Here is a 22,193-nt window from a genome sequence, read left to right as displayed (position 1 = left end):
CCCGTCGAGGCCGTCCGGACGTCTCTTCAAGTCCTGGGAGTCTTCAAGGCCGGGGACGGACGTCTCTTCAAGTCCTGCGCCTCTTCAAGGCCGGGGACGGACGCCTCCTCAAGCCCGTCCGGCGTTTGAGGACGGAACCCTCTCCCCGGAGACCGGGCCCTGCCGGACGGGCACGCACGCACATCAAGCCCGTCCGGCGATTGAGGACGAGGCGCCCACCGGGGCGCCCCCGCTCAGGTCAGCGACGGACTCGCGCTCGCCCCGGAGGGCCCGCTCGCCGAGTCCGACGAGTCGGGCTCGGCCGGATCCGTCGTCTCCGGATCCGTGGGCGACGGCGTATCACTCGGATCCGGCGGCGTCGTCGACGGGCTGGGCGGCGGTGATTCCGACTTCGTCGGCGTCGGCTTCGTCGTCGTACGCGTGGGCGACGGCTTACCGGAGGACGAGCCCCCCGGCGACGACGGAGAGGACTCCGAAGCCGTCGTGCCCGGGGACGACGCCCCGCTTCCGCCCGCCGGCGCGGACTCGCTGCCCGAGGGGCCGGGGGCGGACGAGGACGCCGAGCCCGACGGCTTGGCGGACGGCGTCGCGTCGTCCGCCGGCTCCTCGGCCGGCAGCTCCTCCTCGGTGTCACCGCCGTCGGTGACCGACTGCTCGGTGGAGGCGCCGGGATCACCCTGCGGGTCACTGTTCGAGGTGAGCCCGAGCGTCACCACGGTGCCGAGCACACCGGCCAGCAGCACCCCCGCACCGGCCGCGACCAGATTGCGCCGGGCCCCGCCCAGGACCGAGAAGCGGCCGCCCGCAGTGTCGGCGGCGAGCGGCGCGGTCTGCCGGGACACGACGGCGGGCTCGTCCGGGAACGTCCGCGGCATCGAGACGGGGATGACGGTCGGCAGTCCGCGCGGCGGCGACAGCTCGAACGGGTTCGCCGGTATCAGGTCGGCCGCCGGAGCACCGCCCGCCGGTCCGCCGGAGCGGTCGTCGACCAGGGCGAGTGCCCGCCGCCCGGCGACCGCGCCGGACTTGTCGGCGAGCGCGCCGCGCATGCTGATGGAGGTCTCCAGCTCGGCCCTGGCCCGGTCGAGATTGCCGGTACAGAGGGCGAGGACGCCCAACTCGTGGTGGAAGTAAGCCTCTTCGGCGACCTCGCCGGCGATCCGGCCGGCCTCCTGGCCGATCCGCAGGGACCGCTCCCAGGCGCTCCAGTGCAGCCCGGCCGCGAAGGCGGGCGAGGCGCTGCGGGCCAGCAGGACGGCGACGCTGGTCTGTCCGGCCCCGTCCCCCGGCACCAGCTGGGCCATCGCCGCGACGATCGCGTCGGACTCCGCCACCACCCGCGCGGGGGTGACCGACGGGTGTCCGGACCACCAGGCGTAGTGCTGGGCGACCGTGCGGGCCCGGTCCGTGGCGTCCTCGCCGTATCCGGCGGCCTCCAGCTGGGCGAGCACCCCGGCGGCCAGCCGGTAGCGGGAGCCGGCCGGGGACAGCAGCCCGCAGCCGGCCAGTTCGCCGAGCGCGGCGTCGGCGTGGGTGTCCCCCACGAGCGCCGGCAGATGCGCCTGGTGCGGCACCTCGCCGGCGAGCCCGACAGCGAAGCGCAGGGTGTCGCGGGCGGCGCCGCTCAGCCGCGATGCGAGCAGGGCGGCGGGCGCGGCGCCCTCGCCGAGGCTGGGCAGGGGTACGTCGGTGGCCTCCGCGTCGGCGGGGCCCTCCACCGCCGGCGGCTCGTCGGCGGGCCGGTTCTCCAGATAGCCGTACTCGTCGTACGCGGTCGGGTCGGTGCGCAGCATGTCACGCTGGCGCAGCAGCGAGCCCGCCTGGACGAAGCGCAGCGGCAGCCCCTCGGACTCGAACCAGAGGTCTCCGGCCCAGTTGGCCTCCTCCTCGGTGAGCTTCCGCTCGACCACCCGCTCCAGCAGGTCGATCGAGGCGGCCCGGTCCAGTCCGGCGAGGAGGACCTCTTCGAGGTGGGAGTCCGGGCCGGGGGCGGCGACGTCGGGCGTCGTGGCGAGCAGGAAGGCACATTCGGGCGTCGCGTCGAGGAGCTCGTCCAGGGCGGCGCCGCCGAACTCCAGGTCGTCGAGGACGACGACGGCACCGGTGGACCGCAGCTTCTCCAGCAGCAGCTCCCGGTCCGGGCGGTGCAGCGGTGCGTCGTGGACGGCCTCGAAGAGTCCGTACAGGAGATCGGTGACGTTCCGCTTGTGGCCGTTGAGCCGGACGACTCCGTCGGGGGCGAGTTCCGCACAGTCCGCGGCGACGGCGTTCAGCAGCGCGCTTCGGCCGGAACCGGCCGGTCCGGTGAGCCGTACGGAGCGGCCGCGGGCCAGCAGGCGCACGAGCTGCTCGCGTATCTCCTCGCGCTGCAGCAGGGGGAGCCGGAGGACGGGCGGGCCGGGCGGCACGGGGGGTGCGGTGGCCCGCTCCCGGTCGGCCCGCTCGGCGGGGGTGCGCCGGACCGGTGCGGCGGGCTGCTCCCCGGGCGGGCAGGGTTCGACCTCGCTGCCGTCGACCGGGTTGACGGTGAGCAGGAGGTCGCCGGATATCAGCGGGACGATGCGCACCTGTTGCGGTGTTTGCTGACCGAAATCAGGAGTCAGCGGATCCCGGGAAGGACGGCGCCGGCCGGCTTCCTCGGCGAAGCCGTTGCTGTCGTGGCCGTACTCTTCCGGCCCCCGGTGTGTCGGGTCCATCGCCAAAGCCCCCAAGACGCGTCGAGAACGGTTGCCCCTCCCGGCCTCACACGCCCAGCTGTCGCTTCCGGTCCGGTGTCCGCCAGGTGGGTCCGTCAATCGGCAGACGGCCGAACCCTAAACCTTCGCACAGTATCTACGAACATCCGGGGTGCCGCGCCGCCCCACAGATCACGGTCTCGTGAGGATTGTGCGGCTTCGGGCGGCGGCCCGGACGGACGCCCTTACGGGCACCCGCCGCCGGGCGTCCTCAGACGCGCGGCAGGGATTCGGCGGCGATTCCGCCCTCGATGGCCAGGATGCGGTGGAGTCGGGTGGCCACCAGCAGGCGTTGCATCTGCGGCGGTACGCCGCGCAGCACCAGCCGCCGTCCGGCGCGGCCGGCCCGGCGGTGTGCGCCCATGATGACGCCGAGTCCGGTGGCGTCCCACGAATCCAGCTCGGTCAGGTCGAGCACCAGATCGCCGACTCCGTCGTCGAGGGCCGAGTGCAGGACCGTACGGGCGTCCGCCGCGCTTCGGACATCGAGGCGGCCCCCGACGACCAGCTCGGCGTGGTCGCCCCTGATGTGCATATGCGCTCCCCTGGAATGCTCCGTGGCACGGTCGGTCTGTCTGAAACTGTCTCTTGCCCCAACTGACTGCGGCAACGACAGGGAAGTTGCCGTCTGTAAGCGAACCGATACCGAATTCACTCCGTGGAGTGACTGGGGCCCGCCGCGGATCCCCCTGTGGATCCACTGGTTCCGGAGGACGGCCCCCGGAGCCCCGGTCCTGACTGACGGCAGATCAGGCGACCGGGGACCGAAAACGATCAGTAGGTGTAGAAGCCCTGCCCGCTCTTGCGGCCGATGTCACCTGCATCGACCATCCGGCGCATTAGCTCCGGGGCGGCGAACTTCTCGTCCTGCGACTCGGTGTAGATGTTGCCGGTGGCGTGCAGCAGGATGTCGACGCCGGTCAGGTCCGCGGTGGCGAGGGGCCCCATGGCGTGGCCGAATCCGAGCTTGCAGGCGATGTCGATGTCCTCGGCCGACGCGACGCCCGACTCGTACAGCTTGGCGGCCTCGACGACGAGCGCCGAGATCAGCCGGGTGGTGACGAAGCCGGCCACGTCACGGTTGACGACGATGCAGGTCTTGCCGACCGACTCGGCGAACTCCCGCGCGGCGGCGAGGGTTTCGTCGCTGGTCTTGTAGCCGCGGACGAGTTCGCAGAGCTGCATCATCGGGACCGGCGAGAAGAAGTGCACACCGACGACGCGCTCCGGGCGCTCCGTCACGGCCGCGATCTTGGTGATCGGGATGGCGGAGGTGTTGGAGGCGAGCACGGTGTCGTCCCGGACGATCTTGTCGAGGGTCCGGAAGATCTCGTGCTTCACCTCCAGCTTCTCGAAGACGGCCTCGACGACGATGTCCGCGTCGGAGACCGCGTCGAGATCGGTGGTCGTGGTGATGCGGGCGAGCGCCGCCTCGGCGTCGGAGGCCGCGAGCCTGCCCTTCGAGACGAACTTGTCGTAGGAGGCCTTGATGCCGTCACGGCCACGTGTCAGGGCCGCGTCGGTGACATCACGCAGCACGACGTCCCAGCCCGCCTGGGCGGAGACCTGCGCGATACCGGACCCCATGAGTCCGGCGCCGATGACGGCAAGCTTCCTGGCCACGTTGGCACCCCTATGCTCTCTCAGCGGTTGTTGCTCCATGCTCTCCGGCGGAGGTTAGTACCCGTGAGGGGCGCTGGGGCCGTGAAGAGATGCGCGTCACGTCTCAAATGACGGACATCACACCGGGATGCCTCATTCGGTGGCGCGCCGGGCGTAGTTGAGCACCGCTTCGCCCAGCAGGTCCTCGATGTCGTCGAGCAGGACGAGGGCGTCCCGGGACACCTCGGCGGGTCTGCGGCCGGCGACCATCTCACGCCCGATGTACGCCATGAGCGTGCTGTGCACCCAGGAGAGCTGGCCGGCCACCAGGACCGGGGCCCGGTCGCCGGGCCCGGTCCCGCACTCCTCCTGGAGTGTCGCCTCCAGGTGCTGGAGGGCTTCCTGCTGTACGTGCCAGAGGCGGGCCTTGAGGCTGTCGGCGCCCTCGATGACGCGCATGAAGCTCTCGTAACCCTCCATCAGGCCGACGGTCGGCGACACGCCCTCCACCTGGATGCGCAGTTCGCGCAGGACGGCGTCGGCCGCGGACTCCCCCTTGTCGCGGCCCCTGACGTACCGCGAGAGACGGTCGACGATGCCGCGGCTGCGGTCGAGGAAGAGCTCCTCCTTGGTGGGGAAGTAGTTGTAGACCGTGTTGACCGAGACGTCGGCGGCGCGGGCGATCTCCGCGATCGTGACGTCGTCGAAGCCGCGTTCCAGGAAGAGACCGGTGGCCACGTCCGAGAGGTGCTGCCTGGTCCGGCGCTTCTTGCGCTCCCTGAGTCCCTCAGCCATGGCCCCATCGTAGGGCGCCTCTGGGGTTCCTGAATATTTGGTGTCATTGCAATTTTTCAGTGACTCTGTTTTTGTGGTCGCTATGCCAATCATCAGTACGGCCGGGCTCGCCCGGACCTTCGACTCCCGGACCGGCCCGGTGGAGGCCGTCCGTTCCATCGACATGACGGTCGCGCCGGGTGAGATCGTCGGCCTCCTCGGCCCCAACGGCGCCGGGAAGACCACCACCCTGCGCATGCTCACCACGCTGCTCGCCCCCACCGGCGGCGCGGCGACCGTGGCCGGCTGCGATCTGCTCGCGGACCCGGCGGGCGTCCGGGAGAAGTGCGGCTACGTCGCCCAGTCGGGCGGCGTCGACCCGCACATCACCGTCCGGGAGGAGCTGGTCACCCAGGGCCGGCTCTACCGCCTCGGCAAGGCCGCGGCCGTCGCCCGGGCCGCGGAGCTCGCCGCCGAACTGGGCCTCTCCGAACTGCTCGACCGCCGGACGGCCACGCTCTCCGGGGGCCAGCGGCGCCGGCTCGACATCGCGATGGGCCTCACCCACCGCCCGGCGGTGCTCTTCCTCGACGAGCCGACCACCGGACTGGACCCGGGCAGCCGCACCGATCTGTGGGAGCTGGTGCGCGGGCTGCGCGACACGTACGGCACCACCGTCGTGCTCACCACCCACTACCTCGACGAGGCCGACGCGCTCGCGGACCGCCTCGTCGTGGTCGACGGCGGCCTGGTGGTCGCCGAGGGCACACCGGCCGCACTCAAGGAGCGGTACGCGGGCTCGGCCTCCGCCTCGCTCCAGGAAGCCTTCCTGGCGATCACCGGACGCTCCCCCGCCCCCGCCGACACCGCCCCCGTCGCCGTCTAGGAATCGAGTCCGATGCTTCTCCACGACACCGCGCTCGTCTTCGGGCGGTATGCCCGCCAGACCCTGCGCTCCCGGTTCCAGATCCTCTTCGGCATCCTCATGCCGCTGCTCTACCTGCTCTTCTTCGGCCCGCTGCTCACCGGGCTGCCGCTCGGACCGGCCGGCGACTCCTGGCAGGTGCTGGTCCCCGGCCTGCTGCTCCAGCTGGGCCTGTTCGGCGCCTCGTTCGCCGGGTTCGCCCTCATCATCGACAAGTCGACCGGGGTCCTGGAGCGGATGCGGGTCACCCCGGTCAGCCGGATGGCCCTGCTGCTGGGCCGGGTCCTGCGCGACACGCTGCTGTTCATGTTCCAGGCGGTGCTGCTGGTCCTCACCGCCGTGCTCATGGGACTGCGCGCGCCACTGCCCGGGGTGCTGATCGGCTTCGCCTTCGTCGGCCTGCTGACCGTCTCGCTGGCCTCGCTCTCGTACGCCCTGGCCATGAAGGTCACCACCCCGCAGGAGTTCGGGCCGGTGATCAACTCGCTGACCGTGCCGGCCATGCTGCTGTCCGGGCTGATGCTGCCGATGACGCTGGGGCCCGGCTGGCTGGACGTGCTGTCGCACCTCACGCCGCTGCGCTATCTGGTGGACGCGGTACGGGACGCGTACACCGGCTCGTACGCCACCGCGCACATGCTGTACGGCGTCCTGGTCGCCCTCGGGTTCGCGGCACTCGCCGTGACAGTGGGCACACGCGTCTTCAGGAGGGCGGGTGCGTAACTAGGCTGACCGCATGGTCAATCTGACGCGCATCTACACCCGCACCGGCGACCAGGGAACCACCGCCCTGGGGGACATGAGCCGGACCGCCAAGACCGATCTGCGGATCTCCGCGTACGCCGACACCAACGAGGCCAACGCCGTCATCGGTACGGCCATCGCGCTCGGGCAGCTGGACGAGGACGTGGTGAAGGTCCTCGTCCGCGTGCAGAACGACCTGTTCGACGTGGGCGCGGACCTGTCGACGCCCGTCCTCGAGGCACCGGAGTACCCGCCGCTGCGCGTCGAGCAGTTCTACGTCGACAAGCTGGAGGCGGACTGCGACCACTTCCTGGAGCAGGTGGAGAAGCTCCGCAGCTTCATCCTGCCGGGCGGCACCCCGGGCGCCGCGCTGCTGCACCAGGCGTGCACGGTGGTGCGGCGCGCGGAGCGGTCGACCTGGGCGGCGTTCGAGGTGCACGGCGAGGTGATGAACCCGCTGACGGCGACCTACCTCAACCGGCTCTCCGACCTGCTGTTCATCCTGGCCCGGGTGGCGAACAAGGAGGTAGGCGACGTGCTGTGGGTGCCGGGCGGCGAACGCTGAGAGCGGCCCGCCCGGGAGCGGGGACAAGGCCTCACCCGGGCGGGCCCGGCACCCGCTTCGCCCCGCCGTGCGGGTCCCGCTTCGGGAACAGCGTGTAGCTCGCCGCGATCACCAGGTTGATGCCGATCACGAAGAGCATCGTCCGCTGCCAGGACCGCAGCGAGGCCACGTCCCCGTCTCCCCCGACGTACCAGACGGCCGCCTGGAGCAGTGCCAGCGCCGTCGCCGCGGCCACCGTCCACCGCCCGGCGACCCGCCACTCGTGGACGGCCCGCGCCGTCCCGTACTTCGGCGGCTTCACCGGCGGCGGGCCGCCCGCGAAGCGGTGCGCGACCCGGGCGTCGACCCACCGGATCGTGGAGTGCCCGAGTCCGACCGTGAAGCCGACGTACACCGCGGCGAGCCCGTGCTTCCAGTCCGGGGCGGCGCCGTTCTTCAGGTCGACGGCCGTCACCACCAGCAGGACGAGTTCCAGCAGCGGCTCGCACAGCAGCACGGCGGCGCCCAGGCGCGGCTTCCCCGCCACGTAGCGCAGAGCGAGCCCGGCGGCCAGCAGCACCCAGAAGGCGATCTCGCAGAGAACGATCAGTGTGACGATCACGGTCCGTTTCCTTTCGCTCCCCTCCAGCCTCGCCGCCGCTCCGCCCCGGTTCATCGCCCCCGGTGACGAAAGACCACTGCATCCTTCGATGTACTGACGGATCGCTCCCGGTACGGACGTGCCGGAGCGGGCCGGACGTGTTGGATGGGTGGGTGTTCTCTCCGGCCCGCCCCCACCGCGACGACGTCCTCATCGCCGTCATCGGACTGCTCGGCGGAGCGGTCCTGTCCCTGCTCGGTCTGCACATGCAGAACGGCCGGCTCCTCGACGCCCCCTGGACCGCGCTCCTGCCGCTCGCCGTGATGTCGGCGCTGGAGCTGATGCGCCGGAGCGCGCCGCAGACGGCCCTGGTCATCGGCACGCTCGCGCTGATCGCGGACCAGTTCACGCCCGGGAACCTGGCGACGGTCCTGATGTTCACCGACCTGATGTACGCGGCCGTGCTGTACGGCACCCCGGCCGCCGCCCGGCGGATCCCGGTGACCACGCTCCTGATCACGGTCACAGTCACGATCGGTTTCCTGGCCTGGTTCCGGGACGCCGAGGCGCTCCTCATCGGCATCGTCACCGGACTGATCTCGTTCGTGCCCGCCATCACCGGGGTGAGCGTGCGCAACCACCGGGACGCCGCCGAGACCGCCCGGCTGCGCGCCGACCAGACGGCGCTGCTGGCCGAGATGGACCGCGCCCAGGCGGTGACCGCCGAACGCGCCCGGATGGCCCGCGAGCTGCACGACATGGTCGCCAACCACCTCTCCGCGATCGCCATCCACTCCACCGCCGCGCTCTCCATCGACGACCCGGCGACCTCCCGCGACGCCCTCGGGGTGATCCGGGAGAACAGCGTCGACGGTCTGGCCGAAATGCGCCGCCTGATCGGTCTTCTGCGCACCGGGGCGGCGGACCTGGAGCCGAGCAGCTCGCCCACGCTCGGCTCGCTGGACGCCCTCATCGAGCAGCACCGGACGAACGCCGCCTCCAGCGGGCTGACCTGCACGCTGGACGACGCCCGCACCGAGCGGGGCCGGCTGCCCGCGCCGGTCGAGCTCGCCGCGTACCGCATCGTCCAGGAGTCCCTCACCAACGCGCTCAAACACGCCTCGCCGGGCCCGGTCGTGGTGCGGCTGCGGCAGGCCGACGGGCGGCTGACGGTGGAGGTGAGCAGCGTGCTCGGGGAGCGGCCGGGGCCGCGGGCGCCGGGGTCGGGGGCCGGCCTGGTGGGCATGCGGGAGCGGGTGGCGCTGCTCGGCGGGGAGTTCACTGCGGGCGCGGTGGAGAGCGGGGACGGGACGAAGTTCTGGCGCGTACGGGCGGAACTGCCCGTCGGGGAAGGCAAGGTGAGGTCATGACGATCCGGGTTCTGGTCGCCGAGGACCAGTCGGCCGTACGGGCGGGGCTCGTGCTCATCCTGGGCAGCGCCCCGGACATCGAGGTCGTCGGGGAGGCGGGCGACGGCGAGGAGGCCGTGCGGCTGGCCCGTGAACTGCGCCCGGATCTGGTGCTGATGGACATTCAGATGCCGCGGCTGGACGGGGTGTCGGCGACGAAGCAGGTGGTCGCGGAGCGGCTGGCGGACGTGCTGGTGCTGACGACCTTCGACCTGGACGCGTACGTCTTCGGCGCGCTGCGGGCCGGGGCCTCGGGCTTCCTGCTGAAGGACACCGAGGCGCGCCAACTGCTGGACGCGGTGCGGACGGTGGCGCGCGGCGAGGGGCTGATCGCCCCGTCGGTGACGCGCCGGCTGATCGCGGAGTTCGCCGGCAGCGCGCCCGGCCGGCAGGCGGGAGGAGCCGACCGGGCGGTCCTCGACGCCCTCACCCGGCGCGAGCGGGAGGTGCTCGGCTGCCTGGGCGAAGGGCTGTCGAACGCGGAGATCGCGGAGCGGCTGTCGATGGCCGAGGCGACGGTAAAGACGCACGTCAGCCGGTTGCTGGGGAAGCTGGAACTGCGCAGCAGGGTTCAGGCGGCCGTGCTGGCACAGGAGTTGGGCGTCTGAGGTTTAAGCGCGCCCCACTCCGATCTTTGGTCTGGACCTCTTGACGATTGGTCCAGACCTTCCTAATCTCACCGGACACACTGCGGTGAGGGTGCCCTGACGGGGCACGCTCAGGGCGGCGCAGGGTCAGCAGTCCACGGACCACCCCCGTTTGTCCGGACCTCACCCGAGGAGCACCGTTGAGCACTGAGACCCCCCGCCGGACCCGATTCAGATTCGGGGCCGGAAAAGCCACCAGATCCAGAGCCGTCGCGGGCCTCACCGCACTGCTCCTTCCGCTCGCCGCGATGGTCGGCATGGCCTCCCCCGCCGAAGCCGCCACCTCCGCGACCGCCACGTACGTCAAGAAGTCCGACTGGGGCAGCGGCTTCGAGGGCCAGTGGACGGTGAAGAACACCGGTACCACCGCCCTCAGCTCCTGGACCATCGAGTGGGACTTCCCCTCCGGCACCGCCGTGGGCTCCGCCTGGGACGCCACCGTCACCAGCTCCGGGACCCACTGGACCGCCAAGAACCTCGGCTGGAACGGCTCGGTCGCACCGGGCGCCAGCGTCTCCTTCGGCTTCAACGGCACCGGCGCCGGCGCCCCCTCCGGCTGCAAGCTGAACGGCGCCTCCTGCGACGGCGGCAGTGTCCCCGGTGACAACGCCCCCTCCGCGCCGGGCACCCCCACCGCGAGCGCCGTCACCGACACCTCGGCGAAGATCAGCTGGAGCGCCGCCACCGACGACAAGGGCATCAAGAACTACGACGTCCTGCGGGACGGCGCGGTCGTCGCCACGGTCACCGGCACCACGTACACGAACACCGGCCTCACCGCGGGTACCGACTACTCGTACACCGTGCAGGCCCGGGACACCGCCGACCAGACCGGTCCGGTCAGCGGCGCGGTCAAGGTGCACACCACCGGCGGCGGAGGCACCGACCCCGGCACCGGCTCCAAGGTCAACCTGGGCTACTTCGCCGAGTGGGGCGTCTACGGACGCAACTACCACGTCAAGAACCTGGACACCTCCGGTTCCGCCGCGAAGATCACGCACATCAACTACGCCTTCGGCAACGTGACCGGCGGCAAGTGCACGATCGGTGACTCCTACGCCGACTACGACAAGGCGTACACCGCCGACCAGTCCGTCGACGGCGTCGCCGACACCTGGGACCAGCCGCTGCGCGGCAGCTTCAACCAGCTGCGCAAGCTCAAGGCCAAGTACCCGCACATCAAGGTCCTGTGGTCCTTCGGCGGCTGGACCTGGTCCGGCGGCTTCGGCCAGGCCGCGCAGAACCCGGCCGCCTTCGCCCAGTCCTGCTACGACCTGGTGGAGGACCCGCGCTGGGCCGATGTCTTCGACGGCATCGACATCGACTGGGAGTACCCGAACGCCTGCGGTCTGACCTGTGACACCAGCGGCCCGGCCGCACTGAAGTCCCTCACGTCCGCGCTGCGCACCAAGTTCGGCAGCAACAACCTGGTGACCGCCGCCATCACGGCCGACGGCTCCCAGGGCGGCAAGATCGACGCCGCCGACTACGCGGGCGCCGCGCAGTCGCTGAACTGGTACAACGTGATGACGTACGACTTCTTCGGCGCCTGGGACGCGAAGGGCCCGACGGCCCCGCACTCCCCGCTCAACCCGTACACCGGCATCCCGAAGGCAGGCTTCAGCGCCTCCGAGGCCATCGCCAAGCTGAAGACCCAGGGCGTCCCGGCGTCCAAGCTGCTGCTCGGCATCGGCTTCTACGGCCGCGGCTGGACCGGCGTCACCCAGGACGCTCCCGGCGGCACCGCCACCGGAGCGGCCCCTGGCACGTACGAGGCGGGCATCGAGGACTACAAGGTCCTCAAGAACAGCTGCCCCGCCACCGGAACGGTCGCCGGCACGGCGTACGCGCACTGCGGCACCAACTGGTGGAGCTACGACACCCCCGCCACCATCGCGTCGAAGATGACCTGGGCGAAGAGCCAGGGTCTGGGAGGCGCGTTCTTCTGGGAGTTCAGCGGGGACACCAGCAACGGTGAACTCGTGAGCGCGATGAACAACGGTCTGAAGTAGCGGTCCCCACCGCTTCGGCAAGCATCGCGTAACCCCGAAAAGCACCGGGGAGACAGGTCCGCCCCCTGTCTCCCCGGTTTTCGTCTGTAAGGGACCCGGGCCTCAGGCCACGTTGACCCGCTGGCCGGGAGGCGCCGCCTCCAGCCAGGCGAGGAATCCGGTGAGGGCGTCCTCGCTCATCGCCAGCTCCAGGCGGGTCTCCCGGTGGAGACAGCCGAGCACGATGGCGTCGGACAGGAGCGCGAGCTCCTCCTCGCCCTCGGGCAGCCGGCGGGTGACGACCTCGATCGCGGAGCGCTCCAGCACCCGGCGCGGACGCGGGGAGTAGCTGAAGACCCGGAACCAGTTCACCTTGTCGCCGCTGTACCGGGCGACGCCGTACACCCAGCCCTTGCCCGACAGATCGGGCTCCACGGGCACATTCCATCGCAGGCTGCAGTCGAAGGTCCCGCCGGAGCGCTGAATCAGCCGCCGGCGAAGACCGAAGACGAAGAGACCCACCGCGACCAGTGCGACGACCAGCCCGCCCACCCACAGCGCGAGGAACATCTCCACCGACCTCCTCGCATCGTCGAGTAAACGGATACCGCCACACACGCATCTGCACCTGCATCGCCTCAGCCGCGACACGGTCTGGAGGGGTCTCCAGCACGGGCCGCGGCTGAGGGTAAAGACATCGCGCGGGGTGGCTAGTGCACCGCCACCGCACGCAGTCGCACATCGGCGCGACGCTCGGCGGCGCCGTCCGTGTCCGACTTCGCACGCTCGAGCGCACGCTCTGCGCGCTCTACATCGATCTCGTCCGCCAGCTCGGCAATCTCCGCCAGCAGCGAGAGCTTGTCGTCGGCGAACGAGATGAAACCGCCGTGCACAGCGGCTACGACGGTCGCACCGTCGCTCGTACGGATCGTCACCGGGCCCGATTCCAGCACACCCAGAAGCGGCTGGTGACCGGGCATGACGCCGATGTCGCCGGACGTGGTGCGCGCGACGACCAGGGTGGCCTCGCCGGACCAGACACTGCGGTCCGCGGCGACCAGCTCGACGTGCAGCTCAGCAGCCAAGGGTGGCTCCTCGGGTCACCACCCGGCGGTCATGCCGGGTGTTGGGTCAATTCTACGGGGCGTGGTGAGGGGGACGGGACGCACCCGCCCCCCTCGGTGAGCCGGAGGCTCAGGAGACGCCGAGCTCCTTGGCGTTGGCCTTGAGGTCCTCGATGCCACCGCACATGAAGAACGCCTGCTCGGGGAAGTGGTCGTACTCGCCGTCGGCGATCGCGTTGAACGCGGTGATCGACTCCTCGAGCGGCACGTCCGAACCGTCCACGCCGGTGAACTGCTTGGCGACGTGGGTGTTCTGCGACAGGAACCGCTCGATGCGACGGGCGCGGAAGACGGTGAGCTTGTCCTCCTCGCCGAGCTCGTCCATACCGAGAATGGCGATGATGTCCTGGAGGTCCTTGTACTTCTGCAGGATTCCCTTGACACGCATGGCGGTGTCGTAGTGGTCCTGCGCGATGTAGCGCGGGTCCAGGATCCGGGACGTGGAGTCCAGCGGGTCCACGGCCGGGTAGATGCCCTTCTCGGAGATCGGACGGGAGAGAACCGTCGTCGCGTCGAGGTGGGCGAAGGTGGTGGCCGGAGCCGGGTCGGTCAGGTCGTCCGCGGGGACGTAGATCGCCTGCATCGAGGTGATCGAGTGACCACGGGTCGACGTGATGCGCTCCTGCAGCAGACCCATCTCGTCGGCCAGGTTCGGCTGGTAACCCACCGCGGACGGCATACGGCCGAGCAGGGTGGACACCTCGGAGCCGGCCTGGGTGTACCGGAAGATGTTGTCGATGAAGAAGAGCACGTCCTGCTTCTGCACATCGCGGAAGTACTCCGCCATGGTCAGACCGGCAAGCGCGACCCGCAGACGGGTGCCCGGGGGCTCGTCCATCTGACCGAAGACAAGCGCCGTCTTGTCGATGACGCCGGACTCGGCCATCTCCTCGATGAGGTCGTTGCCCTCACGGGTACGCTCACCGACGCCCGCGAACACCGACACACCGTCGTGGTTGTTGGCGACGCGGTAGATCATTTCCTGGATCAGCACGGTCTTGCCGACACCGGCACCACCGAACAGACCGATCTTTCCACCCTTGACGTACGGGGTGAGAAGGTCGATGACCTTGACGCCGGTCTCGAACATCTCGGTCTTGGACTCGAGCTGGTCGAAGCTGGGCGCCTTGCGGTGGATCGGCCAGCGCTCGGTGACCTCGGCCTCGGCCTCGGGCTTGTTCAGGATCTCACCAAGGGTGTTGAACACCTTGCCCTTGGTCATCTCGCCGACCGGCACCGTGATGCCGTTGCCCGTGTCCGTCACCGGGGCCTGGCGGACCAGACCGTCGGTGGGCTGCATCGAGATCGCGCGGATCACGCCGTCGCCGAGGTGCTGGGCGACCTCGAGCGTCAGCTTCTTGAGCTTGCCGTCCTCGGCCGGGTCGGCCACCTGGACGGTCAGCGCGTTGTAGATCTCCGGCATCGCGTCGACGGGGAACTCCACGTCGACGACCGGGCCGATGACCCGGGCGACGCGGCCCGTGGCAACGGCCGTCTCAACTGTGGTCGTCATTACTTGTCACTCCCCGCGGTCGCGTCGGCCAGCGCACTGGCACCACCGACGATCTCGCTGATTTCCTGGGTGATTTCGGCCTGGCGGGCCGCGTTGGCAAGCCGGGAGAGGCTCTTGACGAGCTCCCCGGCGTTGTCGGTGGCCGACTTCATCGCGCGGCGGCGGGCAGCGTGCTCGGAAGCAGCGGCCTGCAGCAGCGCGTTGTAGATCCGGCTCTCGACGTACCGCGGAAGCAGGGCGTCGAGGACGTCCTCCGCCGACGGCTCGAAGTCGAACAGCGGCAGGATCTCTCCCTTGCCGTCCTCGTCCTTCGTGAGGTCGAGACTGAGCGGCAGCATCCGGTTGTCCACCGGGTTCTGCGTCATCATCGAGACGAACTCGGTGAAGACGATGTGCAGCTCGTCCACGCCGCCCTCGGCGGTCTCCAGAGTGACCGCCTCGATCAGCGGGGCGGCGGCCCGCTTCGCATCCGCGTACGTCGGGCTGTCGGTGAAGCCGGTCCACGACTCCGCGACCTTGCGCTCGCGGAAGTTGTAGTAGGCGACACCCTTGCGGCCGATCACATACGTGACGACCTCCTTGCCCTCACCGCGCAGCCGCTCGGTCAGCTTCTCCGCGGCCTTGATGGCGTTCGCGGAGTAACCGCCGGCCAGACCGCGGTCGCTCGTGACGAGCAGGATCGCGGCCCGGGCCGGGGACTCGGCCTCGGTGGTCAGCGGGTGCTTGGTGGTGGAGCCGGTCGCCACCGCGGTGACCGCACGGTTCAGCTCGGTGGCGTACGGCATCGAGGCCGCCACCTTGCGCTGCGCCTTGACGATGCGCGAGGCGGCGATCATCTCCATCGCCTTGGTGATCTTCTTCGTGGCGGTGACGGAGCGGATGCGGCGCTTGTAAACGCGAAGCTGAGCGCCCATCGATCAGCCCTCGCCCAGAAGCTTGCCGTCCGAGGTCTCGAACTGCTGCTTGAACGCGGCGATCGCGTCGGCGATCGACTGCAGCGTGTCGTCGGACATCTTGCCGCCCTCGACGATGCTGGTCAGGAGGTCCTTGCGCTCGCGGCGCATGTACTCCAGCAGCTCGCTCTCGAAGCGACGGATGTCCTCGACCGGGACGTCGTCCATCTTGCCGGTGGTGCCGGCCCAGACGGAGACGACCTGCTCCTCGACGGGGATCGGCTGGTACTGGGGCTGCTTCAGCAGCTCGACCATGCGCTTGCCGCGCTCCAGCGACGCCTTGGAGGCCGCGTCCAGGTCGGAACCGAAGGCGGCGAACGCCTCCAGCTCGCGGTACTGGGCGAGGTCCACGCGGAGCCGGCCGGAAACCTGCTTCATGGCCTTGTGCTGGGCGGAGCCACCGACGCGGGAGACCGAGATACCGACGTTCAGGGCCGGACGCTGACCGGCGTTGAACAGGTCGGACTCCAGGAAGCACTGACCGTCGGTGATGGAGATGACGTTGGTCGGGATGAACGCCGACACGTCGTTCGCCTTGGTCTCGACGATCGGGAGGCCCGTCATCGAACCGGCACCCATGTCGTCGGAGAGCTTGGCGCAGCGCTCCAGCAGACGCGAGTGGAGGTAGAAGACGTCGCCCGGGTAGGCCTCACGGCCCGGCGGACGGCGCAGCAGAAGCGACACGGCGCGGTAGGCGTCGGCCTGCTTCGAGAGGTCGTCGAAGATGATGAGGACGTGCTTGCCCGCGTACATCCAGTGCTGGCCGATGGCCGAACCGGTGTACGGCGCGAGGTACTTGAAGCCGGCCGGGTCGGACGCCGGGGCGGCGACGATGGTCGTGTACTCCAGCGCACCGGCCTCTTCGAGCGCACCACGCACGGAGGCGATGGTGGAGCCCTTCTGACCGATGGCGACGTAGATGCAGCGCACCTGCTTGTTCACGTCGCCCGAGCGCCAGTTGTCGCGCTGGTTGATGATCGTGTCGACGGCCAGAGCGGTCTTGCCCGTCTGACGGTCACCGATGATCAGCTGACGCTGGCCGCGGCCGATCGGCACCATGGCGTCGACGGCCTTGTAGCCGGTCTGCATCGGCTCGTGCACCGACTTGCGGACCATGACGCCAGGGGCCTGCAGCTCGAGGGCGCGGCGGCCGTCGGTCGCGATCTCGCCGAGACCGTCGATCGGGTTGCCGAGCGGGTCGACGACGCGGCCGAGGTAACCCTCGCCGACGCCGACGGAGAGCACCTCACCGGTGCGCTGCACCGGCTGGCCCTCCTCGATACCGCTGAACTCGCCGAGGACGATCGCACCGATCTCGCGCTCCTCGAGGTTGAGGGCGAGACCGAGGGTGCCGTCCTCGAACTTCAGCAGCTCGTTCGCCATGGCGGAGGGCAGGCCCTCCACCTTTGCGATGCCGTCGCCGGCAACGCTGACCGTACCGACCTCCTCGCGCGAGGCCGCGTCCGGCTTGTACGACTGGACAAAGTTCTCCAGCGCGTCCCGGATCTCCTCCGGCCGGATCGTGAGCTCCGCCATCTGGGTTCCCTGCTCTCCTTGTTGGGCCCGAAGTTTCTTAAGGGGGTCTGGGGGCCGACCCCCAGGAATCTTCTGCAATTTCTGCACGGCCCAACCGGGCCGCTGGTCTTGCTCTGTTCTGTTTGTGCGCCGCGCGGCTGTCAGCCGGCCATGCGACGGGTCGCCTCGTCGAGGCGCTCCGCGATGGTGCCGTTGATGACCTCGTCGCCGACCCGCACCGCGATCCCGCCGAGGACCTCGGGGTCCACGTCCAGGTTCAGGTGCATCTGCCGGCCGTAGATCTTCGCCAGGGCGGCGCCGAGGCGCTGCTTCTGCCGGTCGCTGAGCGGCACCGCCGAGGTGACGATGGCGACCGTACGGTCACGACGCTCCGCGGCGAGCTTGGAGAGGGCATCGAGTCCCGCTTCCAGGCTACGTCCCCGGGGCTGGGTGACAAGCCGCACGATGACGCGCTCGGTGGTCGGCCGCGCCTTTCCGCCGAGCAGGCTGCGCAGCAGCTCGCCCTTGGCGGCGGGGGTCGCGGTCCGGCTGGTGAGCGCGGCGCGCAGACCGGTGTCCGATGCCACGATCCGGCCGAACCGGAACAGCTCGTCCTCGACGTCGTCGAGGTCTCCGCTGCGCTGCGCGGCGGTGAGGTCGGCGGTGTTCGCCAGCTCCTCGACCGAGTCGACCAGGTCACGCGACTGCGACCAGCGCGAGCGGACCATGCCGGAGACCAGGTCGACGGCTTCGCCGCCCACCTGACCGCTCAGCAGCCGTCCGGCCAGCTCGGCCCTGGCCTCGCCGGCCTGCGCCGGGTCGGTCAGGGCCCGGCGCAGCGACACCTCGCGGTGCAGCAGCGCCGTGACGCCGGCCAGGTCCTCGGCGAGCTTCGCCGCGTCGACCGACGTGGAGTCGGTCAGTGCGTCGAGGCGCTCGCGTGCGGCAGCCAGTGCCTCGCGGCTCGCGCTGTTCATCGGACGGCCTCGGCCTTCGCCTCGAGGTCGTCGAGGAAGCGGTCGACGGTGCCGCTCTGCCGGGCGTGGTCCTCGAGGGACTCGCCGACGAGCTTGCCGGCCAGGTCGGTGGCGAGCTTGCCCACGTCCTGGCGCAGCGCGGACGCCGCGGCCTTGCGGTCGGTCTCGATCTGCGCGTGGCCGGCGGCGACGATCTCGTCGCGCTGGCGCTGGCCTTCGGCCCGCATTTCCTGCAGGATCACGGCGCCCTGCTCCTGCGCCTCCTGGCGCATACGAGCGGCTTCGTGGCGGGCCTCGGCGAGCTGAGCCTTGTACTGCTCAAGAACGCTCTGGGCCTCGGTCCGGGCCGCATCGGCTTCGTCGATCCCGCCTTGGATGGCCTCGTGACGCTCGTCCAGAACCTTGTTGATGTTCGGGAGGAGCTTCTTGGCGAGGAAGCCGAAGACGATGACGAAAGCGATGAGGCCAATGACGAGCTCAGGGATCGGCGGAATGAGCGGGTTTTCCGCTTCCTCCGCCGCGAGCTGAACCAGGGGGTTCACGTCAGTGCCTTCCGTCGAATGGGCTGTTCGCGACCGGTCAGGAGGTCGGGTAGACGAACGGCATGACCAGACCGATCAGGGCGAGCGCCTCACAGAAGGCGAAGCCGAGGATCTGGTTGGCGCGGATGAGGCCGGCGGCCTCGGGCTGACGGGCCAGCGCCTGGGTGCCGTTACCGAAGATGATGCCGATGCCGACGCCGGGGCCGATCGCAGCGAGGCCGTAACCGATCGAGCCGAGGTTGCCCTTGAGTTCGACGCTGGTGGCGGCGAGGGTCTGGAGAGCAGACATGCCGGTTCTTCCTTCTCTTTCTTGGTCCGGTGGGGGTTGGCCACCGGGTGCTTCAGGAGGTGGGTGCTCAGTGGCCCTTGGCGAGAGCGCCCTGGATGTAGCTGCAGGCCAGCAGCACGAACACATAGGCCTGGACAGCCTGGATGAAGAGCTCGAAGGCGGTCATCACGATGACCATCACGAACGAGACACCTGCGTAGGCGATCCCGATGCCGCTGAGCATGTACCAGCTGGCCAGCGTGAACAGCAGCAGGAGCGTGTGGCCCGCGAACATGTTCGCGAACAGTCGCACCGCGTGCGTGAACGGCCGGACCAGGAGGTTCGAGAAGAACTCGATGGTCATCGAGAGCGGCAGAACCCCGCCGAGGCTCTTGTCGTAGCCCGTGAAGTTCTTGAAGGCGCCGACGAAGCCGTGCTTCTTGAAGGTCAGGACGACCCACAGGACGTAGACGATCGCGGCGAGGGCCGCCGGGTACGAGATGATCGCCGTCACGGGGAACTGGGCAACCGGAATGATGGACCAGAGGTTCATCATCCAGATGACGAAGAACAGCGAGACCATCAGCGGGACGTACTTCTCGCCGTCCTTCTTGCCGATCGTCTCGTAGACGATGCCGCGGCGGACGAAGTCGTATCCGGCCTCGGCGATCATCTGGAGCTTGCCGGGAACCAGCTTCGGCTTACGGAAAGCGGCCCAGAAGAAGCCAACGATGATGACCGAGCCGAGCAGGGCCAGCAGCATCGTCTTGTTGAAGTACAAGTTGCTGTCCGCATCGCCCCAGAGGGGTTCGAACAGGAACGAATGCAAGCCGGGTGCGTCGAAGCCACATCCGGAGAAGAGGTGGCAATCGGTCTCGAAGGCGAGCACCTGTGTCGGGTCAGCACTCACCGCGGGCTCCTTCAGCGTGGCGCATAGGTACGGCAACCTCGTTGTGTCGGCGCGGCGCGCAGCCGCGGTTCGGCACTGGACTGGTGTTTCGGATGTGTGAGCGGCAGTCAGGCATTTGAGCCTCGCGATCGTGCAGGCGTCAGCTCACATGCCCGCGCCCGCAGTGCCGCAGTTGGAACCGGACGATAGCAGGGTCGTGAACCTGCACTTATTCCGCCCCTACCCTTCACGCTGCGGACCCCGGCTTCTTGGGCTTTTCGCCCTTGTCCGACTCGGGTTCCACGTAAAGGATCTTGGCCTTCATGTGCGCACGCGCCTGTGCGCCGATCCACACGAGTGTCGTCACGACCAGAGTGATCGCGAAGGCCTTCGGGTTGAACAGCGAGGTGTTCTTGAATACGGCGACGAAGATGAACAGGAGCAGGAGCTGCGCCGTGTAGAGCGCGAGCCCCATCGCCTGGAAGAGGTGAGGCATGGACCGGGCGGTCCGTTGCAGGACCACCAGTCCGATCCCCATGAAGAGGATGACCACGATCGTCGCAACGATCGCGCCCAGGGCTCCCTTGCCACCGGCGACGCCTCCGCTGATCGCGGCGGCGACTGCGCCGGCGACAGCGGTGGGTACGGCGGTCTGGAGGAGAGTCCGGACGTCGTTGGACGGCATGGCGGCAGCTCCGCTTGCTGGGGGTGGGCAGTGTGTCGTCATGGACGAGCGTAGGCCCGGTGCGAGTCGATGCCTCGGGCCCAAGGGACCGTGCTACTCAGGTCCTTCGGCTCTGCCACCGGGTTCGTGAACGGTATCACAAACTATTTGATGAGGTCTTTACCTAGAAAGTGTGCTTGCTGTCACACGTGAGAGCTAATCCGCGCGTGTGAGCAAGACAACTCAACGACTTGTCTGGTAATGCCCCTTGGTGCCCGAATCATCGACGCGTCGAACCGGCCTTCCGCCGGTCCGCGAAACGCGAACGAGGGCCGATCGCGGTCGCGCCGTTGACGCCGGACACCCCCGCCGCGATCGGGGCCTGCGGCGCCGGCTCCGGCCCCTCCTGCCCCATCTGGGCATCCAGGGCCCCCTGTTGGCTCTCCTCGCCGGTGATCTGCTCCGCCTCGGAGGGCTCGGCCCCACGGCGGCGCCGGCGGCGGTAGCGGGGCGGCACGAAGCGTTCCGCCCAGCGCGGGGCGCGCGGCGTGAAGCGGGGCATCAGGAGCAGGATCAGCCCCAGCGCGCTCAGCCCCACGATCACCAGGACGATCCACATGGACGCCGAGTGCACCGAGTATCCGACCGCGCCGAACGCGATCAGGGCCGACCAGAAGTACATGATCAGCACCGACCGGCTGTGCGAATGGCCGATCTCCAGCAGCCGGTGGTGCAGATGGCCGCGGTCCGCCGCGAACGGCGACTGCCCGTTCCAGGTACGCCGCACGATCGCCAGCACCAGGTCGGCCGCCGGGATCGCGATGATGGTCAGCGGCAGCAGCAGCGGGATGAAGACGGGCAGCATCGCGTGGGTCGCCTGGCGCTCACTGCCCTCGAAGATCTTCATCGTGTCCGGGTCCACCTGGCCGGTCACCGAGATCGCGCCCGCCGCCAGGACGAGGCCGATCAGCATCGAGCCGGAGTCCCCCATGAAGATCCGGGCCGGGTGCATGTTGTGCGGCAGGAAGCCGAGGCACATGCCCATCAGAATCGCCGTGAACAGCGTCGCGGGGGCCGCCGCCTCGATCATGTGCCCGTACCAGAGCCGGTACGTGTAGAGGAAGAAGGCGGCCGACGCGATGAGGACCATGCCCGCCGCCAGACCGTCCAGTCCGTCGACGAAGTTGACCGCGTTGATCGTGATGACGACCAGCGCGACCGTGAGCAGCGTGCCCTGCCAGGGGGTGAGCGCGACGGTGCCGACGCCGGGGATCGGCAGCCACAGGATCGTGAGGCCCTGGAGGACCATGACCGCCGCGGCGATCATCTGCCCGCCCAGTTTGATCAGGGCGTCGATCTCGAACTTGTCGTCCAGGACGCCGATCAGCCAGATCAGCGCCGCTCCGGAGAGCAGCGCCCGCGGCTCGCTGGAGAGCTCGAAGACCCCGTCCAGGTTGGCCAGGTGATTGGCGACGATCAGTCCCGCGCACAGCCCGCCGAACATGGCGATGCCGCCGAGCCTCGGTGTCGGTTCGCGGTGGACGTCCCGCGCACGGATCGCGGGCATCGCCCCGACCGCGATGGCGAACTTACGCACCGGGCCGGTGAGCAGGTAGGTCACCGCGGCCGTGACACAGAGCGTCAGCAGGTAATCACGCACGGGCTGCCCCACAGGAAGTTGCCGGTCGGTCCCGGACACTCTATTCGCATCGGGAGGGGCCGAGGACGGGACGGTGGCCACGGGCACCGCATCCTCACCGTGCGCCGGCCCCTCCG

General features: G+C 69.6%; 22 protein-coding genes. 6 read left to right on the top strand and 16 right to left on the bottom strand.

The window, feature by feature from the left end; translation table 11 throughout:
- Positions 1 to 233: 233 nt before the first annotated feature.
- The 4 genes from OG408_RS27490 to OG408_RS27475 all read right to left on the bottom strand — a co-directional run bounded on the left by OG408_RS27490 (position 234) and on the right by OG408_RS27475 (position 5,132).
- A complete protein-coding gene (locus OG408_RS27490; protein ID WP_326672517.1) occupies positions 234 to 2,696 on the bottom strand; it encodes an ATP-binding protein in 2,463 nt (820 codons plus the stop codon).
- Between the two features lie 250 nt (positions 2,697 to 2,946).
- Entirely contained in the window at positions 2,947 to 3,270 is a 324-nt protein-coding gene (locus OG408_RS27485; protein WP_018102617.1) for an STAS domain-containing protein, read from the bottom strand.
- A 239-nt stretch (positions 3,271 to 3,509) separates the two neighbouring features.
- On the bottom strand, positions 3,510 to 4,358 hold the full coding sequence (locus OG408_RS27480) for a 3-hydroxyacyl-CoA dehydrogenase family protein (protein WP_266782939.1): 849 nt from the start codon (positions 4,356 to 4,358) through the stop codon (positions 3,510 to 3,512).
- Between the two features lie 132 nt (positions 4,359 to 4,490).
- Positions 4,491 to 5,132 carry a TetR/AcrR family transcriptional regulator gene (locus OG408_RS27475; RefSeq protein ID WP_266782937.1) on the bottom strand — a complete coding sequence of 214 codons (642 nt, stop codon included), beginning with the start codon at positions 5,130 to 5,132 and terminating at the stop codon, positions 4,491 to 4,493.
- A gap of 82 nt (positions 5,133 to 5,214) precedes the next feature.
- Here OG408_RS27475 and OG408_RS27470 point away from each other — a divergent pair, with 82 nt between their 5' ends.
- From OG408_RS27470 to OG408_RS27460, 3 genes are read left to right on the top strand one after another with little or no spacing between them, the layout of a single operon-like run.
- Entirely contained in the window at positions 5,215 to 5,997 is a 783-nt protein-coding gene (locus OG408_RS27470; protein WP_285564675.1) for an ABC transporter ATP-binding protein, read from the top strand.
- A gap of 12 nt (positions 5,998 to 6,009) precedes the next feature.
- Complete coding sequence (locus tag OG408_RS27465) at positions 6,010 to 6,759, top strand: ABC transporter permease (protein ID WP_266782933.1); 750 nt, start codon at positions 6,010 to 6,012, stop codon at positions 6,757 to 6,759.
- A gap of 13 nt (positions 6,760 to 6,772) precedes the next feature.
- Positions 6,773 to 7,345, top strand: coding sequence for a cob(I)yrinic acid a,c-diamide adenosyltransferase (locus OG408_RS27460; protein ID WP_326672513.1), 573 nt, complete (start codon positions 6,773 to 6,775; stop codon positions 7,343 to 7,345).
- A 31-nt stretch (positions 7,346 to 7,376) separates the two neighbouring features.
- Here OG408_RS27460 and OG408_RS27455 read toward each other — a convergent pair whose 3' ends face one another.
- Entirely contained in the window at positions 7,377 to 7,946 is a 570-nt protein-coding gene (locus OG408_RS27455; RefSeq protein WP_285564673.1) for a hypothetical protein, read from the bottom strand.
- 152 nt (positions 7,947 to 8,098) lie between these two features.
- Between OG408_RS27455 and OG408_RS27450 the strand changes: the two genes are divergently transcribed.
- The 3 genes from OG408_RS27450 to OG408_RS27440 all read left to right on the top strand — a co-directional run bounded on the left by OG408_RS27450 (position 8,099) and on the right by OG408_RS27440 (position 11,993).
- Complete coding sequence (locus OG408_RS27450) at positions 8,099 to 9,295, top strand: sensor histidine kinase (RefSeq protein WP_266786452.1); 1,197 nt, start codon at positions 8,099 to 8,101, stop codon at positions 9,293 to 9,295.
- Positions 9,292 to 9,942 carry a response regulator gene (locus tag OG408_RS27445; protein ID WP_266782927.1) on the top strand — a complete coding sequence of 217 codons (651 nt, stop codon included), beginning with the start codon at positions 9,292 to 9,294 and terminating at the stop codon, positions 9,940 to 9,942. The genes OG408_RS27450 and OG408_RS27445 overlap by 4 nt, the downstream gene beginning before the upstream one ends.
- Before the next feature lie 179 nt (positions 9,943 to 10,121).
- Complete coding sequence (locus OG408_RS27440; RefSeq protein ID WP_326672508.1) at positions 10,122 to 11,993, top strand: glycoside hydrolase family 18 chitinase; 1,872 nt, start codon at positions 10,122 to 10,124, stop codon at positions 11,991 to 11,993.
- A gap of 102 nt (positions 11,994 to 12,095) precedes the next feature.
- On the opposite strand, the gene OG408_RS27435 is transcribed toward OG408_RS27440, so the two are convergent.
- From OG408_RS27435 to OG408_RS27385, 11 genes are all read right to left on the bottom strand, one after another.
- A complete protein-coding gene (locus OG408_RS27435) occupies positions 12,096 to 12,542 on the bottom strand; it encodes a DUF2550 domain-containing protein (protein ID WP_266786450.1) in 447 nt (148 codons plus the stop codon).
- A 140-nt stretch (positions 12,543 to 12,682) separates the two neighbouring features.
- Positions 12,683 to 13,057, bottom strand: coding sequence for a F0F1 ATP synthase subunit epsilon (locus OG408_RS27430; RefSeq protein ID WP_266782924.1), 375 nt, complete (start codon positions 13,055 to 13,057; stop codon positions 12,683 to 12,685).
- 109 nt (positions 13,058 to 13,166) lie between these two features.
- Complete coding sequence (gene atpD / locus OG408_RS27425; protein ID WP_266782922.1) at positions 13,167 to 14,609, bottom strand: F0F1 ATP synthase subunit beta; 1,443 nt, start codon at positions 14,607 to 14,609, stop codon at positions 13,167 to 13,169.
- Positions 14,609 to 15,523 carry a F0F1 ATP synthase subunit gamma gene (locus tag OG408_RS27420; protein ID WP_266782920.1) on the bottom strand — a complete coding sequence of 305 codons (915 nt, stop codon included), beginning with the start codon at positions 15,521 to 15,523 and terminating at the stop codon, positions 14,609 to 14,611. The genes atpD and OG408_RS27420 overlap by 1 nt, the downstream gene beginning before the upstream one ends.
- Positions 15,524 to 15,526: 3 nt before the next feature.
- Positions 15,527 to 17,098, bottom strand: coding sequence for a F0F1 ATP synthase subunit alpha (gene atpA / locus OG408_RS27415; RefSeq protein WP_266782918.1), 1,572 nt, complete (start codon positions 17,096 to 17,098; stop codon positions 15,527 to 15,529).
- 140 nt (positions 17,099 to 17,238) lie between these two features.
- A complete protein-coding gene (locus OG408_RS27410; protein ID WP_326672505.1) occupies positions 17,239 to 18,054 on the bottom strand; it encodes a F0F1 ATP synthase subunit delta in 816 nt (271 codons plus the stop codon).
- Positions 18,051 to 18,596, bottom strand: a complete 546-nt coding sequence (locus tag OG408_RS27405) for a F0F1 ATP synthase subunit B (protein WP_266782914.1) — start codon at positions 18,594 to 18,596, stop codon at positions 18,051 to 18,053. The genes OG408_RS27410 and OG408_RS27405 overlap by 4 nt, the downstream gene beginning before the upstream one ends.
- 37 nt (positions 18,597 to 18,633) lie before the next feature.
- Entirely contained in the window at positions 18,634 to 18,885 is a 252-nt protein-coding gene (gene atpE, locus OG408_RS27400; RefSeq protein ID WP_266782912.1) for an ATP synthase F0 subunit C, read from the bottom strand.
- A 67-nt stretch (positions 18,886 to 18,952) separates the two neighbouring features.
- Positions 18,953 to 19,774: a F0F1 ATP synthase subunit A gene (gene atpB, locus OG408_RS27395; RefSeq protein ID WP_266782910.1), complete on the bottom strand. Its 822-nt coding sequence runs from the start codon at positions 19,772 to 19,774 to the stop codon at positions 18,953 to 18,955.
- A 226-nt stretch (positions 19,775 to 20,000) separates the two neighbouring features.
- On the bottom strand, positions 20,001 to 20,438 hold the full coding sequence (locus OG408_RS27390) for a hypothetical protein (protein ID WP_266782908.1): 438 nt from the start codon (positions 20,436 to 20,438) through the stop codon (positions 20,001 to 20,003).
- Positions 20,439 to 20,697: 259 nt separating this feature from the next.
- Positions 20,698 to 22,089: an MraY family glycosyltransferase gene (locus OG408_RS27385; protein WP_266782906.1), complete on the bottom strand. Its 1,392-nt coding sequence runs from the start codon at positions 22,087 to 22,089 to the stop codon at positions 20,698 to 20,700.
- Positions 22,090 to 22,193: the final 104 nt, after the last annotated feature.

Origin of the sequence: Streptomyces sp. NBC_01257 (genome assembly GCF_035917255.1) — a bacterium.
In the GTDB taxonomy this organism is placed as follows: Bacteria; Actinomycetota; Actinomycetes; order Streptomycetales; family Streptomycetaceae; genus Streptomyces.
This window is presented reverse-complemented; position numbering and strand designations above follow the sequence as displayed.

Coding starts and splice junctions, on each gene's coding strand:
- atpA (WP_266782918.1), bottom strand. CDS start 17,098: ATGGCGGAGCTCACGATCCGGCCGGAGGAGATCCGGGACGCGCTGGAG.
- OG408_RS27485 (WP_018102617.1), bottom strand. CDS start 3,270: ATGCACATCAGGGGCGACCACGCCGAGCTGGTCGTCGGGGGCCGCCTC.
- OG408_RS27435 (WP_266786450.1), bottom strand. CDS start 12,542: ATGTTCCTCGCGCTGTGGGTGGGCGGGCTGGTCGTCGCACTGGTCGCG.
- OG408_RS27470 (WP_285564675.1), top strand. CDS start 5,215: ATGCCAATCATCAGTACGGCCGGGCTCGCCCGGACCTTCGACTCCCGG.
- OG408_RS27410 (WP_326672505.1), bottom strand. CDS start 18,054: ATGAACAGCGCGAGCCGCGAGGCACTGGCTGCCGCACGCGAGCGCCTC.
- OG408_RS27390 (WP_266782908.1), bottom strand. CDS start 20,438: ATGCCGTCCAACGACGTCCGGACTCTCCTCCAGACCGCCGTACCCACC.
- atpE (WP_266782912.1), bottom strand. CDS start 18,885: ATGTCTGCTCTCCAGACCCTCGCCGCCACCAGCGTCGAACTCAAGGGC.
- OG408_RS27490 (WP_326672517.1), bottom strand. CDS start 2,696: ATGGACCCGACACACCGGGGGCCGGAAGAGTACGGCCACGACAGCAAC.
- OG408_RS27420 (WP_266782920.1), bottom strand. CDS start 15,523: ATGGGCGCTCAGCTTCGCGTTTACAAGCGCCGCATCCGCTCCGTCACC.
- atpD (WP_266782922.1), bottom strand. CDS start 14,609: ATGACGACCACAGTTGAGACGGCCGTTGCCACGGGCCGCGTCGCCCGG.
- OG408_RS27460 (WP_326672513.1), top strand. CDS start 6,773: ATGGTCAATCTGACGCGCATCTACACCCGCACCGGCGACCAGGGAACC.
- OG408_RS27475 (WP_266782937.1), bottom strand. CDS start 5,132: ATGGCTGAGGGACTCAGGGAGCGCAAGAAGCGCCGGACCAGGCAGCAC.
- OG408_RS27465 (WP_266782933.1), top strand. CDS start 6,010: ATGCTTCTCCACGACACCGCGCTCGTCTTCGGGCGGTATGCCCGCCAG.
- OG408_RS27445 (WP_266782927.1), top strand. CDS start 9,292: ATGACGATCCGGGTTCTGGTCGCCGAGGACCAGTCGGCCGTACGGGCG.